The 16,200-nt window shown below is 69.5% G+C and carries 15 protein-coding genes; 7 read left to right on the plus strand and 8 right to left on the minus strand.

Annotated elements, in window-relative coordinates; all coding sequences use genetic code 11:
* The first annotated feature begins 135 nt into the window (after positions 1–135).
* The 3 genes from ACFVBH_RS11065 to ACFVBH_RS11075 all read left to right on the plus strand — a co-directional run bounded on the left by ACFVBH_RS11065 (position 136) and on the right by ACFVBH_RS11075 (position 3,560).
* Positions 136–1,359: a glutamate ABC transporter substrate-binding protein gene (locus ACFVBH_RS11065; protein ID WP_379001219.1), complete on the plus strand. Its 1,224-nt coding sequence runs from the start codon at positions 136–138 to the stop codon at positions 1,357–1,359.
* A gap of 126 nt (positions 1,360–1,485) precedes the next feature.
* Positions 1,486–2,277 carry a hypothetical protein gene (locus ACFVBH_RS11070; protein WP_379001220.1) on the plus strand — a complete coding sequence of 264 codons (792 nt, stop codon included), beginning with the start codon at positions 1,486–1,488 and terminating at the stop codon, positions 2,275–2,277.
* Positions 2,278–2,339: 62 nt separating this feature from the next.
* Positions 2,340–3,560: an RtcB family protein gene (locus ACFVBH_RS11075; protein ID WP_354986337.1), complete on the plus strand. Its 1,221-nt coding sequence runs from the start codon at positions 2,340–2,342 to the stop codon at positions 3,558–3,560.
* 121 nt (positions 3,561–3,681) lie between these two features.
* Here ACFVBH_RS11075 and ACFVBH_RS11080 read toward each other — a convergent pair whose 3' ends face one another.
* Entirely contained in the window at positions 3,682–4,161 is a 480-nt protein-coding gene (locus tag ACFVBH_RS11080) for a hypothetical protein (protein WP_379001221.1), read from the minus strand.
* A gap of 90 nt (positions 4,162–4,251) precedes the next feature.
* Positions 4,252–4,998, minus strand: coding sequence for an MBL fold metallo-hydrolase (locus ACFVBH_RS11085; RefSeq protein WP_379001222.1), 747 nt, complete (start codon positions 4,996–4,998; stop codon positions 4,252–4,254).
* A gap of 69 nt (positions 4,999–5,067) precedes the next feature.
* Here ACFVBH_RS11085 and ACFVBH_RS11090 point away from each other — a divergent pair, with 69 nt between their 5' ends.
* Both ACFVBH_RS11090 and ACFVBH_RS11095 read left to right on the plus strand, forming a co-directional pair.
* Positions 5,068–5,670 carry a TetR/AcrR family transcriptional regulator gene (locus tag ACFVBH_RS11090; RefSeq protein ID WP_379001223.1) on the plus strand — a complete coding sequence of 201 codons (603 nt, stop codon included), beginning with the start codon at positions 5,068–5,070 and terminating at the stop codon, positions 5,668–5,670.
* A gap of 67 nt (positions 5,671–5,737) precedes the next feature.
* Positions 5,738–7,846 carry a RecQ family ATP-dependent DNA helicase gene (locus ACFVBH_RS11095; protein ID WP_379001224.1) on the plus strand — a complete coding sequence of 703 codons (2,109 nt, stop codon included), beginning with the start codon at positions 5,738–5,740 and terminating at the stop codon, positions 7,844–7,846.
* 168 nt (positions 7,847–8,014) lie between these two features.
* Here ACFVBH_RS11095 and ACFVBH_RS11100 read toward each other — a convergent pair whose 3' ends face one another.
* The gene (locus tag ACFVBH_RS11100; protein WP_379001225.1) at positions 8,015–8,503 is read right to left on the minus strand and encodes a MarR family winged helix-turn-helix transcriptional regulator; all 489 of its coding nucleotides are present in this window, start codon (positions 8,501–8,503) and stop codon (positions 8,015–8,017) included.
* 144 nt (positions 8,504–8,647) lie between these two features.
* Between ACFVBH_RS11100 and ACFVBH_RS11105 the strand changes: the two genes are divergently transcribed.
* Positions 8,648–9,064, plus strand: coding sequence for a MarR family winged helix-turn-helix transcriptional regulator (locus ACFVBH_RS11105; RefSeq protein WP_379001226.1), 417 nt, complete (start codon positions 8,648–8,650; stop codon positions 9,062–9,064).
* A 47-nt stretch (positions 9,065–9,111) separates the two neighbouring features.
* On the opposite strand, the gene aztD is transcribed toward ACFVBH_RS11105, so the two are convergent.
* Genes aztD through aztB form a run of 3 tightly spaced genes read right to left on the minus strand, consistent with a single transcriptional unit; the run spans position 9,112 to position 13,210 of the window.
* Positions 9,112–10,266 (minus strand): zinc metallochaperone AztD, encoded by a 1,155-nt coding sequence (gene aztD / locus ACFVBH_RS11110; RefSeq protein WP_379001227.1) that lies wholly within the window; start codon positions 10,264–10,266, stop codon positions 9,112–9,114.
* A 41-nt stretch (positions 10,267–10,307) separates the two neighbouring features.
* Positions 10,308–11,216 (minus strand): zinc ABC transporter substrate-binding protein AztC, encoded by a 909-nt coding sequence (aztC, locus tag ACFVBH_RS11115; RefSeq protein WP_379001228.1) that lies wholly within the window; start codon positions 11,214–11,216, stop codon positions 10,308–10,310.
* Positions 11,213–13,210, minus strand: coding sequence for a zinc ABC transporter permease AztB (aztB, locus tag ACFVBH_RS11120; RefSeq protein WP_379001229.1), 1,998 nt, complete (start codon positions 13,208–13,210; stop codon positions 11,213–11,215). The genes aztC and aztB overlap by 4 nt, the downstream gene beginning before the upstream one ends.
* 51 nt (positions 13,211–13,261) lie before the next feature.
* On the opposite strand from aztB, the gene aztA reads away from it, so the two are divergent.
* On the plus strand, positions 13,262–13,945 hold the full coding sequence (gene aztA / locus ACFVBH_RS11125) for a zinc ABC transporter ATP-binding protein AztA (protein ID WP_379001230.1): 684 nt from the start codon (positions 13,262–13,264) through the stop codon (positions 13,943–13,945).
* A 244-nt stretch (positions 13,946–14,189) separates the two neighbouring features.
* On the opposite strand, the gene ACFVBH_RS11130 is transcribed toward aztA, so the two are convergent.
* Entirely contained in the window at positions 14,190–14,699 is a 510-nt protein-coding gene (locus tag ACFVBH_RS11130) for a DUF4254 domain-containing protein (RefSeq protein ID WP_354986259.1), read from the minus strand.
* Between the two features lie 324 nt (positions 14,700–15,023).
* Complete coding sequence (gene proB, locus ACFVBH_RS11135; protein ID WP_354986258.1) at positions 15,024–16,157, minus strand: glutamate 5-kinase; 1,134 nt, start codon at positions 16,155–16,157, stop codon at positions 15,024–15,026.
* Positions 16,158–16,200 lie beyond the last annotated feature (43 nt).

Here is a 16,200-nt window from a genome sequence, read left to right on the forward strand (position 1 = left end):
CGATTATTCCCCGCCGAATAATCTGGCGAATCGCAATTTCAGACGGTGGATATCCGCGACTTTTGGTCACACCAATGCTTGGATGCTCGATAAGCTGAATGGTTGCTAGCCTGCGAAAAAGGAGATAAGTCACCGATGAAGCGCGTGTTCTACACCGGTTCGATCGCGACCGTTCTGGTCCTCACCGCATGCGCATTGCAAGCCGCTCCGAAGCCGGAAGCACCCCAGCCGCCCGCGCGCACCCTCACCATCGGGATCGCCGAAGACCAACCCGGACTGTCGACCCGAGGTCCGGACGGAAGACCCCGGGGCTTCGACGTGGACACCGCCGTCTACATCGCCGGGCGACTCGGGGTGGACCCCGAGCACATCACCTGGCGCGAAGCGAGACCCGAACAGCGCGAAGCGCTTCTGAACAACGGCAGCGTCGACTTCATCGCCGCCTCGTACTCGATCACCGCCGCACGCCAGCAACAGGTCTCCTTCGCCGGGCCCTACCTGATCGCCGGACAGGACCTGCTGGTCCGCCACGGCGAACGGCACATCGACCGCCCCGAGGACCTGCACGACCGCGCGATCTGCACCACCGCGGGCTCCACCGCCGCGGACCGCATCCGGCGCAGCTTCGCCCGCACGGTCGAACTCACCACCCGCGACACCTACTCCGAATGCGCGGCCGACCTCATCTCCGGCGTCGTGGACGCCGTGACCGCCGATGACGTCATCCTGGCCGGCTTCGCCAAGAAATACGACGGCACCCTGCGCGTGGTCGGGCACCAGTTCACCCGCGAGCGCTACGGAATCGGCGTCCGCAAGGGCGATATCGCCCTGCAGGCCCGCATCACCGACGCCATCCGCACCATGATCGACGACGGATCCTGGCGCCGCGCCATGGAAACCCACCTGACCGCCAACGGTTTCCGCCCGCAGGCCGCGCCCGTCGTCTTCAACGCCCCCGACCGCCCCGTGCCCCCCGCCGACCCCGCCACCCTGGACCCCGACCTGGTCCGGGTCACCAACGCCGTGGCCGCCACCTCGAACGCACACGACTGGGAAGGCTTCCGCACCCTGGTCTGCCCCGAAACCGCCAACGACATAGACGAGATAGTCACCCACTACACCCCCCGCTACGACACCCACCTCGGCCCCGAGCTGACCACCGCCGGCTTCACCCACACGGTGACCGCGGTGACCCAGCCCGACCCCGACACCGCGACGTTCGTCCTGAACGAGAAGTTCACCGACGTCCCCGACAAATACCGCAACTACTTCAAGGACATCAACTACACCGGCACCCTGATCCGCCGCGAAGGCTCCTGGAAGCTCTGCACGTTGAACGCGGATTTCGTGGAACCGTAAGGGCGGGCTACGGCGCGCCCGGCATCGAAGACCCGGCGCGCCGCAGAACCGACCATGAAACAGCATGAATCGGAACACATTCCGCGAAACTATCGAACATGTATTCGAAGTCGATACGCTCCTTCCATGTTCGATCTCACTGCACCCGAGGTCTCGTACATGGTCGGCCTGTTCCAGACCGACGGCACGCACTATGGCAGCACCGCGAGCAAAGGACGTCTATCCATCGAGCTGGCGGCACGTGACGCAGGTGTGCTCACCGAGCTGCAGCGGCACATACCCGTTCACACACTGCTGGGAAGTCGGACCAGAACGACGAACTTCAAATCCGACTCCAGCACGTGCTTCCTGCACATCTACTCCCGGGCCGCGCGCACCGAGTTCGAGCGATTCGGAGTCCCCACGGGCAAAAAATCGGACAAGATAGGGCCTCCGCCCGGGGAGTTCAGCCGCTCCGACTATTTGCGCGGGATCCTCGACGGCGACGGATCCATAGGATTCACCGCTCAGGGGTATCCGTTCATCAGCCTGATCACCGCCAGCTCAACTCTCGCGCAGCACTTTTGCGCCGAAATCAAGGCGGTATGCGGCGTTGCACGGTCCGCCCGGCCGAACAAACGCGACGGGGTGGTCAATATCATGGTGGCCAATACTTCCGCCGTCTCGCTCGCCAACTGGTGCTATCCGGTCGGAGCCGCACCGACGATCGAGCGAAAGTACACGGCCGCACGCAAGGTCGCGCTGTGGGAGCCACCGCATTCGGGGTTCGGGCGTTCGATCAAAGCCTGGACACCCGAGCAAGACGTGGTCGCGCTGAGCCACTCTATCGCCGAGGCGGCAGCACTGCTCGGCCGAACCACACAGAGTGTCAATCTGCGTCGGTGGCGGCTGAGGCGAGGAGCACGACCGTCCGAATAATCCGGTGCGCTTCAGGGACGGGCCGACCTACGGTAGGGGAAATCCAAAGGAAGGACCGTCTGATGTTTCCCGTAGAGCTGCGCGGTACCCGAGCGCAGACGCTCATGTGGGCCCACGAGCACGAGGTCGAGCCGGCCGCGCTGCAACAGTTGCGCAATATCGCGGAACTGGAATGGGTGCACGGGGTTCGGGTCATGCCGGACGTGCACCTGGGCAAGGGGGCCACCGTGGGCTCCGTCATCGCTATGAAGGACGCCGTCGCGCCGGCCGCGGTCGGTGTCGATATCGGGTGCGGGATGGAGGCCGTACGGACCTCGCTGACCGCGTCACATCTTCCGGACGACCTGCGGGGTTTGCGGGCTCGGATCGAGGCCGCGGTGCCGGTCGGCTTTGCGGCGCACAGTGATCCGGTGAACGTGAACCGGCTGAACAACGAGGTCTCCGGACATCGTGCGGGCGTGGTGCTCCGCTCGGGGTGGGAGAAGTTCTGGAAGGCCTTCGGATCGCTGGATTCGGGTGTGCAGTCACTCGAGTCCAAGGCGCACAAGCAGATCGGAACACTTGGTTCCGGCAACCACTTCTGCGAGGTTTGTCTGGATTTGGAAGGGCGCGTGTGGATTCTGTTGCATTCCGGGAGCCGGAACATCGGCAAGGAACTCGCCGAGCGGCATATGGCCGTCGCGCGCAAGCTGACGCATAACCAGGGACTGCCGGACCGGGATTTGGCGGTGTTCCTGGCGGGGACGGCCGAGATGGACGCTTACCGGCGGGATTTGAGCTGGGCGCAGGAATACGCCGCGCGGAACCGGGCCGTCATGTTGGCGCTCGTGTGCAAGGCCGTGCGGGACGAGTTCGCCGGGAAAGAGGTCGTTTTCGACGACACCATTTCCTGTCACCACAATTACGTGTCCGAGGAGACCATCGACGGAATGCCGATGCTCGTCACGCGCAAGGGCGCGGTGCGGGCGGGGGCCGGGGAGCTCGCGCTCATTCCCGGATCCATGGGCACGCGCTCGTATGTGGTGCGGGGCCGGGGAAATCCGGCCTCGTTCCAGTCCGCGTCGCACGGGGCAGGGCGGCGGATGAGCCGGAACGCGGCCAAGCGGCAGTTCACGGTCAAGGATCTGATCGCGCAGACCGAAGGCGTCGAGTCCCGTAAGGACGCCGGGGTCGTGGACGAGATCCCGGCCGCGTACAAGGATATCGACCAGGTGATCGCGGCGCAGCGAGACCTGGTGGATATTGTTGCGACCCTACGGCAGGTCCTCTGCGTCAAGGGGTGACCCGCCGTGGCCGAGGCGCCGTACCTGTTGGGGGTACGGCGCCTCGGTTTTTCCACGGGCGGAGCCGAACACGCCCGGTCCGGGCCGAAAGCCCGGGGCCACGACACACATTCGCCACGCGTCAGCGCCGCCCGAGCGTCGCCGCCACCCCCGCGCCGATCAACAGGAACCCGACGATGAGCGGAAACCCGGTCTGCAGCCATTCGTAGAGCGCGATGTGCATCTCGTCGGAGAACGGCAGATCACCGATGATCCGGAAGGTGTCGTCCGGGAAGATCAGGTGAATGATCCCGGGCAGCACGCCCCAGACCGCCCCCGCCACAACGGTTCCCAGCGGCGAATAGGCCGCGAGCGCCGCGACGACCAACAGCAGCAGCGCCCCCAGCAGAATCTGCAGCGTCGACCCGAGCCGGTCCGCGAGATCACCGAGAATCACCCAGCGTTTGGTGTCGGCCGCCCCGCGCGCGGCGAAGGCCGTCCCGATCGGCGTGAGGATCAACCCCGCCGCCACCCCGATCAGCGTCCGCGAAACCGTTCCGCTGCTGCGGAACTGCGCACCGGGCGGCGTCCAGCCCGCCGGCGACGGGAACTTCTCGGGCATGAGCGCCTCCCCTGCTCCCCGGCGACCGCGCGGTCCCCGGGATCTCATTGTCCGCCCGGCCCGCCGTTTCCGCGCCCCCTCACCCGTGCCCTACACCCGAAGCGGCCGGCCGGGATCCAGGATGTGCACGGTCGTGTCGGCGGCCAGGTCCGCCACGGCGTCGCGGTACAGATCCGGCCGGTTGCGCTCGGCCTTGGTCATGACACGGTCACCGATCGGCCCGCTGGAGAACGCGTAGTGGATGGGAACGGCCACGCGGGCGCGCAACACCCGGGTCAGTTCGGCGGCCTCGGCGGCGTCCATGACGACCTGCCGGTTCAGGGCCGGCCGGATGCGCAGACCGTTGATCGGCAGCAGCGCCAGATCGAGATCCGGGAACCGGTGCGCGATCTCGTCGAGTTCGGGGATGCGCAGGGTGTCCGCCCCGAAGTAGACGGTGTGCCCGTCCGCGCGCAGCACGAAGGTGACCTCGGGAACGCTGTGCCCGGCCGGGGCCGCGGTGACCTCGACCGGCCCCAGCCGGGTGTGCTGCCACGGCGCGAGTTCGACGACGTTGACGAATCCGGCCGCGCGCACCTTCGCGGCGAGCCCCGGCGCCACCGCGAAGGGCACGGTCCGGTCCGGGTAGTCGACGAGGGCGTCGAGGTCGCAGTGGTCGTAGTGGTCGTGGCTGATGACGATCCCGGCGAGCGGTGGCAGGTCGGCGGCGGTGGCGACGCTGCGCGGTTCGCCCTGGCGGTAGAAGCGGCGTTCGGACAGCCAGGGATCGGTGAGGATGCGGGCGCCGCCGAAATCGAGCAGGACGCTGGCGTGGACTACGCGGGTCATGGTGAGCATGGGATTCCTTAACAAGACAGCCGTCTGCTTACGGATGTAAGTAGACGGCCGTCTTGGTATGGTGTCAAGGTGTCGGACAAACCTGCTCGAAGCCGGAATCGCCGCGGCGAAGGCGCGCTGCTGCGCACCGAACTCATCACCGCCGCCTCCACCCTGCTCGAAGACCTCGACGGCCAGGAGGCGCTGTCGCTGCGCGCGGTGGCCCGGGCCGCCGGCATCGCACCGCAGAGCGTGTACCTGCACTTCGCCGACCGCCGCGAGCTGCTCACGGCCGTCTACGCGGTGCGCTTCGCCGAGTTGCAGCGGGTACTGGTCGACGCGCGGGACGAGATCGCGGAAACCCTTCCCGCCGAACGACTTTCCGCGATCTGCCACGCCTACGTGAACTACGGGATCGCACATCCGGGCCACTACCGGGTCCTGTTCGGCACCGCGGGCGAGCCGGGCTGGGAGCCGACGGCGGCCCAGCTGCCCGGGCTGCCCACCTTCGGGATGCTCATCGACGCGGCCGCCGCCTGCGCCTGCGCCGATCCGCGGAGCACCGCCGTCTGCCTGTGGGCGGCCATGCACGGGCTGATCACCCTGCGCCAGGATCGGCCGAGTTTCCCGTGGCCGCCACTGGACGCCCTGGTCCGCACCCTGGTCGAGGCCCACCTGGCCGCGGCGGGCTGAAAATTCGGGGGGTGCGAGGTTGCCGCCGGTCGGCGCGGTGTCGGTGCGGTGAGGCACCATGGACCGCGTGACCTCGACCGACGCGACCCAGACCCAGAACTCCGGCGCACTGCGGGAGGATGCCGAACGGCTGTTGCGGGAGCTGGCCGGGCCGTCGGCCCGGCTGCGGGAAGATCAGTGGGTCGCCATCGAGGCGCTGGTCGTGCACAAGCGCCGGGCCCTGGTGGTGCAGCGTACGGGCTGGGGTAAATCGGCCGTGTACTTCATTTCCGCCAAGCTGCTGCGCGCGGCCGGCCGCGGGCCGACGGTGATCGTCTCGCCGCTGCTGGCCCTGATGCGCAACCAGGTGGCCGCGGCCGAACGCGCCGGCGTCGTCGCCTCCACCATCAATTCGGGCAACGTCACCGAGTGGGACGAGATTCACGCCCGGGTCGCCGAGGGTGTGGTCGACGTCCTGCTGGTCAGCCCGGAACGGCTGAACAATCCCGATTTCCGCGACGCGGTGCTGCCCAAGCTCGCCGCCGACGCGGGGCTGGTGGTGATCGACGAAGCGCACTGCGTCTCGGACTGGGGCCACGACTTCCGGCCGGACTATCGCCGGATCCGCACGCTCATCGCCGATCTGGGCTCGGAGGTCCCGGTGCTGGCGACCACCGCCACCGCCAACGACCGCGTGGTCACCGATGTGGCGACCCAGATCGGCACGGACACTCTGGTGTTGCGCGGCGGCCTGGATCGCGAGTCGCTGCACCTGTCGGTCGTGCGCATTCCGGACCCGGTGGCCCGCACCGCCTGGCTCAGCAAACGCCTGCACGAGTTGCCCGGCTCGGGCATCGTCTACGCGCTCACCGTGGCCGCTGCCCAGGATCTGGCCGATGTGCTCAATTCACACGGGCATCACGTCGCCGCCTATACGGGGCAGACAGATCCGGCCGAGCGCGAGGCATTGGAAGCCGCGCTGCTGAACAACGAGGTGAAGGCGCTCATCGCCACCTCGGCACTGGGCATGGGTTTCGACAAGCCCGATCTGGGTTTCGTGGTGCACGTGGGCGCGCCGTCCTCGCCGATCTCGTACTACCAGCAGGTCGGCCGTGCCGGTCGCGGCACCGAGCGCGCCGAGGTCGTGCTGCTGCCCGGGCCGGAGGACCGCGCGATCTGGAGCTACTTCGCCTCGGTGGCGTTCCCGCGCGAGCACATCGTGCGCTCGGTGCTGGCCGCGCTCGACAGCGATCGGGCCATGTCCACCGCCGCGCTGGAACCCCTGGTCGAGTTGAACCGCTCCCGGCTCGAGATGGTGCTCAAGGTCCTGGACGTGGACGGCGCGGTGCAGCGGGTGCGCGGCGGCTGGATCGGCACCGGACAGCCCTGGGTGTACGACACCGAACGCTACGAGCGCCTGAACATCGCGCGCGAGGCCGAACAGCAGGCCATGATCGACTACCAGGCCACCGACGCCTGCCGCATGAATTTCCTGCGCGGCCAGCTCGACGATCCGGGTCTGCTGCCCGATTCCCCCGGCTGCGGGCGCTGTGACAACTGCACCGGCACCCGCCAGGACATCGCGGTGGACGCCGGCGACATGGCCGCCATTCGCGCCCGCCTCGATCGCCCCGGCATCGACCTGGCGCCGCGCAAACAGTGGCCCACGGGCATGGCCAAGCTCGGAGTCTCCCTGTCCGGCAAGATCTCCCAGGGCGCGGAGACCGGCCGCGTGCTGGGCAGGCTCAGCGATCTCGGCTGGGGTCAGCGCCTGCGCGCGCTGCTGGACGCACCCGATGCCCCCGTCCCCGACGACGTGTTCAAGGCCTGCACGGTCGTGCTGCGCGAATGGAATTGGACCGAACGTCCCACCGCGGTGCTTGCCATGGACACCCCGCGCCACCGCCTGCTCACCACCTCGCTGGCCGCCCGCCTGGCCGAGGTGGGCCGCCTGCGCGATCTCGGCACCCTGCACCTGCGCCCCGATCTGCCCCCGGTCTCGGCCGCCAACTCCGCGCACCGCGTGGCCGCCCTCGACAATGCGTGGGACACACCGGATCTCAGCGAGGTGGACGGCCCGATCCTGCTGGTCGACACCCTGACCGATTCGGGCTGGACCTTCACGATGGCGACCCGCGCGCTCCGGGCCGCCGGCGCCGATGCGGTCCTGCCGTTCGCCCTGGCCACCCCGTCCTGACATCCACACCCGAAGCCGCCTGGTTCACCTGGACCACGCATCCGCCCGTACGAGATCCCCCGCCACGCCGGGCGGATGGGGGGTCGACGGGAAAACTCGTGCCGGTCATAGTGATTCGGGTCGGTTCGCGGCATCGCGACCCTGAACCGGCCCAGGTCGTCGGCAGATCTAGACGTCCTCGGCGGATCGGCGGTCCTGAAGCGCTTCGAGGGAGTCGACGTAGCGGAGCATGAGGCGGGCGAAGGTCAGGCGATCGGACTCGGGCCAGTCGGCGGTCACCTGCGTGAAAGCCTCGCGCTGGTGTGCGCGGAACCGTGCCATGAGCTTCTCGCCCGCGGCGGTCAGGCGCAGGACGGTCCGACGGCCGTCCTGTTGCGAGGCGACGCGGACCAGGTAACCCGCCTTGATGTTGTCGCTGACCATCCGGCTGGCCACCGAGGGATCGGCGCCGAGCAGTTCGGCGACCCGGCCGACGGTGATTTCCGCGCCGGGCTCGCGGCTGTGTTCGTGAACCTGGTTGAGCACCAGCGTGCGGCTGAAGTCCTTGGCTGAGAGCGGGTTCTCGACCTGCAGCGCGCTGGTGCGGCGCAGCTTGGCGAAGGCCGGTCCGACCGCGTCGAGCAGTTCGTCGGCGGTCCGCGCGTCCTTCGCTGTCATGCGCACATCGTATATCCGTGACCTGACGAATATATGTGTTGACTGTCAATTACATGACTGACAGCATGGATATGTACAACAGCATGGATCCGAACGCGGTGCGGAAACCCCGCGCGGACCCACTACCGCCGCAGGAGAACACCCGTGAAACCCATCGGCTTCTGGCTCAATCGCGCAGACCGCGCCATCACCGCCTACTTCGACCGGCGCCTGGCCGCGTTCGGACTCACCCGCCTGGCCTGGCAGGCCCTCAATGTCATCCGCGCCGAACCCGAGGCCACCGAAACCCGGATCCACGCCGAACTGGAAGCGAACGCCGACCGCGAAACCCGGCTGGCCGCCCTGGATCTCATCCTCACCGCCGGCTGGGCCGAGCGCACCGGCGCCGGGCTGTCCCTCACCGCGTTCGGGCGCGACCGGCACGATGAGGTCACCGCGGCCGTCGCAGGCTTCCGCGCGGACTCGATGACCGGTATCACCCCGGACGAATACCGCACCGCCGTCACCGTCCTCGAACGGATGACACTCAATCTGGAGCCCCTGGTGGGCGGCAACGAATGAGACCGGGCCCCGGCACGGCTGCCGGGGCCCGGGGGGTGAACTCGGACTCAGTGGGCGAGGACGCCGCTGATCTCGTTCGGGGTGGACTCCAGGGTCACCGACTGCGCGACCTTGCCGCCGGCCAGATCCACGCGATGGATCTGCTTCGTGGCCGGATCACTGACGAACACATCGCCGCCGCGCACGAAGATCGCCGGTCGCGGCTGCTGCCACTCGAGCGGCTCCTCCCACGCGCCGATGACCGGGAAGCTGCGGGTCACCTTGCCGGCCACCGGATCGATGACGTGGATGCGGCCGTCGGTGCCCAGCACCAGCCCGTCGCCCTGCGCGGTGCGAGCCAGCGAGCGGAAGGTGTAGCTGGTGCCCAGGGGAACCAGGCGCAGCGAGTTGTTCCGGGTGTCGATGAGCGAAACCTGCTGGGGCCGTTCCAGTTCGGCGTTCTTGTCCTGCTTGTAGTCGCCCAGCGCGATCGGGGAGGCGTCACTGCCCGCCTGATTGCCGATGCGCCCGTACGGCGTCGGGCTGGTGACCTTGGTGATGACGCCGTCGCGGTAGACCAGCGCGCCGGTCTGGCAGCCGATGACCACCGCCTCGCCGGCCACGGTGGATTCGCCGTGCACGCCGGGGCAGTCCTCGTTGCGCGCGATCTCCCTACGGTCCTTGTCCAGAACCACGATGCCGGTGCGCTTCTCCTCGGTCCCCAGCGTGACCACCAGCTGCCCGTTGGTCAGCTCGACCGCGACGCCGTGGTGGGGCGCGGCGGCCTTGTAGTTCACGGTCTTCGGCGCGCCGTGCTCGAGCTCGTGCGGATCGAAGATCCGCACCTCGCCGGTGCCGTCGGTGAACAGCACGGTGCGATCGGCGTGGCGGACCACGTGGCCCGGCTTGGCCCCGGGGAAGGTGATGTCGGTGAACTCACCGTGCACCGCGTCCAGGACCTGGAACCCCTCCTTGGTGGACACCATCAGATGGTGGTCGTCCCCGGCCGGGTTGAGGCGATTGAATCCCGCGAGCTCGAGTTTCTTCGCGACGGTGAGATTCTGCCCGTCGAGCAGGTAGATGCCGCCGTCGTAGCTGACCGCGAGCGGATCGGCGATCTCGGTCGCGGCGGGCTCGTCCTGCGCGCCGCAGGCGCTCAGGGCGAGCACGGCGGCCAGGCCGGTCAGCGCCGCGCGTGACCGCGCTCGGGTGCGAATTGCCATGGTAGTGCTCCTCATCTCGGTGTTACGTCGTGCGGCGCGATTCAGCGCGAGCCGAGACCGGTCACGATCGACTCGGTGTTGGCGCGCATCATCTCCAGGTAGGTGGCCGCTCCCCCGCCGGGCGCGGTGAGCGATTCGGTGTGCAGGGCAATGACTTTCACGTTCACACCGGCCTGTTCGGCGAGCACCCGCGCCAGCCGATCGGGCTGCGACGAGTCGGCGAAGATCGCGGGGACCCCCGCCGCGCGCACGGCGCCGGCCAGCTCCGCGAGGTCCGAGGCGCTCGGCGAGGCCAGCGCCGCGCCGCCGGGCACGATCGCGCCGATCACCTCGAAGCCGAAACGCTGTGCCAGATAGCCGAATACGTGGTGGTTGGTGACCAATCGCCGCCGTTCGGTGGCGAGGGCGGCGAACCGTTCCGTCATCCAGGCGTCGAGGGCGTCGAGTTCGGCGAGGTAGCGCTCGGTATTGGCGCGCACGACGGCGGTGTCGATCCCCGGCAGTTCGAGCAGGCGGGCGCCGATCGATTCGGCGGCACGCCGCGCACGGGCGGGATCGGTCCAGAAGTGCGGGTCGGGCCGATCGCTGTCGCGGTACGGCAGCGGGCCGACCAACTCGCCGACGGAAAGCGCTGGGACACCCGCGTCTTCGGCCGCCGTGACGTGCCGCTGCACGCCCTCCTCGAGCCCGAGGCCGTTGTGGACGAGCAGTCCGGCGCGATCGATGCGCGCGGCCTGCTGCGCGGAGATCGCGAACTGGTGCGGATCGGCCCCCGGTGGCATCAGTACCGTGACGTTCGCGGCGTCACCGGCCAGGACACGGGTCATGTCGCCGAGAATGTTGGTGGTCACCACGATCTCGATGCGATCGGACTGCGCGCCGGAGCATCCGGGTAGCAGCAGGAGCAGCGGAAACAGCACGGCCAGCGCCGTGCGGAGCGTCGGGTTCATCTGCCTGTCTCCACCAGGTACGCGGGTGCGATGTCGAGCTCGAACGTGCGCGCGCGGCGCAGGTTGTCGCGGTAGTCGATCTCGTGGATCGCCCGTCCCCGGGCGTCGTTGACGTAGGCGCGATTGGCGTCGATCTCCAGCACCGGCGGTGGGCCGTCGGCGTACGGTTCCGAAAGCACTTGTGCCCTGGCACTTTCCGCGCCCGTGACCGGATCGAGAGCATGCAGAACGCCGTCTCGGGTGAGCGTCAGCAGCGCGCTGCCCTCCCCCGCGGTGGTGGCCGCCAGCACCGGGCCGGTCTCGATCAGACGCCAGCTTCCCGCCCGGCTGTCGAGCACCCAGACCCCGCGCTCGCCGGCGCGTGCGACCAGCGCGGTGCTGCCGGCGCGATGGGCGAAGTCCTGCGCGCGCTCACCCGCGGGCACCGCGTGCGGGTACGCGATCTTCGCCGCGGTGAACTCCCCGGCCTCGGCCGAAACCACCACCGCGCCATCGGCGCAGCCGAAGACGACGCCGCGCCGGGTGAGGGCCGTGCCGCGCGGTGCGGGGCACGGTTCCGAGAGCGGGTGCACCACCGCGCCCGCCCGATCGCGGACCTGGACGCCGCCGGAGCCGGTGACGACCACCACGTGCTCGGCGTAGGGCACCGCGAGCCCGTCCACCACGCCGCGTTCGGTCACGGTCCCGGCTTCCAGCGCGGCCCGATCCAGCAGGACGGTGCGGGGTGCGGGGGTCTCGGTGATCAGGCCGGTGAGCACGGTGTCGGTGTACGCACCGGTCACCGGTCCCGTTGGCACATCGCCTATGTCGCGCACGGCGGCGCGGTAGTAATGCATGTGGTCGCCGTGGTCGACGGTCCACGATCCGCCGTCGACGATCCGCGTCGTGGTCGCCGCGCCCGGGTAGGCGAAGCGCCCGTCGCCCGCGATGCCCTGCGTGCCCGGAGCGCGGCCGCCGTCGGCGATCTCCCCGGTGACGAGATCGACCACCCGCACCGCGCCATCGGAATCGACTGCCACCAAACGAGATTGGGGACCGTCGGCCTCCTCCGCGCCTTCGACGTACCCGTGCGGGCGTTCCTGCGCCGGCGGCTCCGGCTCGGGTGTCGCGCATCCGGCCAGCGGCAGCACCGCGCCGAGCGCGAGCACCGTCACCAGCACCTGCGTCCCGGCGCCGGACCGGAGTGCGCGCAGCCGCGCGGCGACGGCCGCCACGAAGAACAGCGCGACCGCGATCAGCGCGATGGTCGCGCCCGCCGCCGTCCCGGTGTGCCATGACACCAACAGCCCTGCGACGGTGGCGAATCCACCGAGCGCGGCGGCCAGCGCCATGATCACCGGAATCCGGTGCGAGAAGTAGGTCGCGGCGGCCGGGGGCGCGATGAGCAGCCCGAACACGAGCAGGGTGCCCACGATGTGAAAGGAAGCGATGATCGCCAGGGTCAGCAGCGCGAGCAGGGCGCCCTGCGCCCAGCGCGGCCGCAGCCCGAGGGTGTGCGCGGTGCGCGGATCCAGGGCCAGGGCCACGAACGCGCGATGTCCGAGCACGGCGACGATCAGCGAGATCCCCAGCGCCACGGCCAGATACGCCACGTCGCGGGGACGGATGGCGAGAATGTCGCCGAAGAGCAGGCCCGTGACATCCACCGCGAAGGACTGCGAGCGCGACACGATGATCACCCCGAGCGCGAGCATGCCCGCGAAGAGCAGGCCGATCGCGGTATCGGCGGCGAAGCGGGGGCTGCGGCCCAGCACCGTGACACCGGCCGCCATCGCGGTGGCGCTCACCGCCGCGCCCAGTACCGGGCTCACCCCGAACAGCGCGGCCGCGGCCACCCCGGGCAGCAGGCCGTGCGCCATCGCCTCGCCCAGAAATGCCATGCCGCGCACCACGACCCAGGTCCCGGCCAGTGCGCAGATGCCCGAGACGAGCAGCCCGCCCCACAGTGCCCGCTGCACGAATGTCACCTCGAACGGGGCGATCAGCCATTCCATGACAGCGGACTATAATATGAAAATGATTATCAATACAATCTAGGTGGCTCGGTGAACAGACAGCGCACACCCGCGGTACGACTCGGCGCACTCACCGCCGGATATCGGGCGGGGGCCGTACTTCGGCAGGTCACGGCCGATATCCCCGCCGGTGCGATGACGGCGATCGTGGGGCACAACGGTTCCGGCAAATCGACCCTGCTCGCGGTGATCGCGGGTGTGATCACCCCCACGGCCGGCAGCGTGGAGCGCTCGGGGCAGCGGCGGCCCGCATTCGTGGTGCAGCAGAGCGCGGTTCCCGCGACCCTGCCCCTCACCGTCGGCGAGACCGTGGCCATGGGACGGTGGGCGCACCGGGGACCGTGGCGCAGGCTCACCCGGGCCGATCACGCGGTGGTGCGCGCCTGTCTCGAGCGCCTCGGCATCACCGATCTCGCCGATCGCCGCCTGAGCGATCTGTCCGGCGGCCAGCGCCAGCGCGCCCTGCTGGCCCGCGCCCTGGCCCAGGAATCGGATCTGCTCCTGCTGGACGAACCCACCACCGGTCTCGATATCGAAGCGCAGCAGGAGATCTCGCGCACCTTGGCCGAGATCGTCGCGGCCGGGACCACCGTCGTGCTGGCGACCCACGATCGCGCCGAGGCCGCCGCCGCCGAGCACTGCCTGCTGTTGCGCGCGGGCGAGGTGGCCGGCGCCGGAACCCCGCGCGAGGTTCTGGGAACCCCCGTGCGGTGATCGGCCCCCGTGCACCGATCACCACGCGCCGGGGCACCGGGCAACGCCCGGGCCCGCCGGCGAATCTCGCGCCGCCGAGCCCGGGCTCCCTACCCCGGCACCCCAGCACCCCTGTCGGAACGCTCCAACCTCGAGCGCCCGAACCGGCGCGCTCCAACCCCGGAGCGCCCCGCTCGAGGCGCTCCGGGCGGAAGCGCCTCCTTCCGGCGACAACGGTGGATCGGACCGTCGCGACCGGAATTCCCTATGCGGACCGCCGAATTCGCGGGCCGGTGACCCCGGCCGCGCGATCGGTCCAGCCGTCGGCCATCTGAGCGAGGAGGTACCAAGCCGCGTGTACCTCCTCGTCCGAGACCCGTTCGGCGGTCTTGAGCAGATGTACCGCGTGCACGTGCGCCGCGGCCATCGCGTCCACGACCGCGCCGAGGGATTCGGCGCGCGCTCCCCTCCGGCGCGCGCGGTTCGCCACCCACTCGTCGATGCGAACGACGATCCCGGCGCGCAGCTCGTCGATGCGACCGGTCTCCCCGGGCTCCACCCGATGCTCGAGCCGCAGTTCCAAACGCTCCAGGTGCAATTCGGCCAGTGCCCGGGCCAGCTTGGTGACCGGGTGGTCCTGCGAGCGGTCCCCGATATGCCCGCAGAAGGCGGCCAGCAGTTCGTGCCAATCCGGCAGGTGCGCGTGCATCTCGAAGTCGTTGTGCCGGAAACTGGTCGGCCACGGGTGTGTGCTGTCCGGTTGCCGTATGTACATGGCTGCCTCCACGGCGATGGGGGTGCACCCGACGCCGCGGGCGGTCACCGGACCGCGAGCCCGGCGCGGCAAGGGCGGACCGCGCCGGATCCTGGCAACCGCTATCGGCGAAGGGCACATCTCACGATGCGGCGCCGAGTGCACTTACAGAATGCCCCGTCGGCGGCGTCCGCCCACTGCCCTTCCTCTGGCCTTCCGATGCCCTTGGCGCGGATCGCGCGGGAAAATCACGGCGCCGAGAAGAGTTACACGCGTTAATGTTTCGGTCTGCACGACCGACCGGTTCGCGATATCTCACGTACCGACCGATCGGCTTCGAAGAAGCTAGATCGTCACCAGATCGTCGGCGTGCACCACGGACCGCTGATTGCTTTCCGCGAGTTCGCTGGAGGATCGGCCCTTCATGGCCTCGAGCTCATCACTGTCGTAGGCCACCACCCCGCGCGCCACGACCAGCCCCTCCGGCGAGATCAGATCGATGACATCGCCGCCGTAGAAACGCCCGTCCACCTTGGTGATTCCGGCCGCCAGCAGCGACCTGCGGCGTTCGGCCACCGCCGCCACCGCGCCGGCGTCGATATGCACCGCGCCCCGGCTGTCCGCGGCGTGCCGCACCCAGAACTTGCGCGCCGAGAGCCGCACCGGCCGCGCCGCGAAGGCGGTGCCCACGCTCGCGCCGTCCAGGGCCGCCGCCGCGTCCGAGGCCGCGGCCAGCAGCACCGGCACCCCGGCGTCGGCGGCCAGCCGGGCCGCCGACAGCTTCGAAGCCATTCCCCCGGTGCCCAGCGCACCACCGCTGCCGGCGATCACACCGTCCAGATCGGCGCTGCTGCGCACCTCGGGAATGAAATTCGCGGCGCCCTTGCGCGGGTCACCGTCGTACAGCCCGTCCACATCGGACAGCAGCACCAGCGCGTCGGCCCCGACCAGATGCGCCACCAGCGCCGCCAGCCGATCGTTGTCGCCGAAGCGGATCTCCTCGGTGGCCACGGTGTCGTTCTCGTTGACCACCGCGATGGCGTGCAGCGAACGCAGCCGGTCCAGGGTGCGCTGGGCATTGCGGTGATGCTCGCGGCGGCCGAAATCCCCCGCGCTCAACAGCACCTGCCCGACCACCCGGTCGTACCGGGCGAACGAGGTGCCCCACGCGTGCGCCAGCGCCAGCTGCCCCACGCTGGCCGCGGCCTGCTTGGTCGCCAGGTCCGTGGGCCGCTTGGACAATCCGAGCGGCGCGATGCCCGCGCCGATGGCGCCCGAGGACACCACGATCACATCCGAGCCCGCGCGCATCCGCGCCTCGACCGCGTCGGCCAGCCGATCCAGCCGCTCGGTCTCGAGACCGCCCTCGAGGCTGGTCAGCGCCGACGAACCGATCTTGACGACCACGCTGCGCGCGGTGGCGACGGCGTGCCGCGCCGCGCTCGACTCCGATTCCGCCCCTGCGATACTCGAACTCACCCGCACCACACCTCAATTCGTCCACGATACCGCGGTATCGCCG

Origin of the sequence: Nocardia sp. NPDC057668 (genome assembly GCF_042799795.1) — a bacterium.
Classification (GTDB): domain Bacteria; phylum Actinomycetota; class Actinomycetes; order Mycobacteriales; family Mycobacteriaceae; genus Nocardia.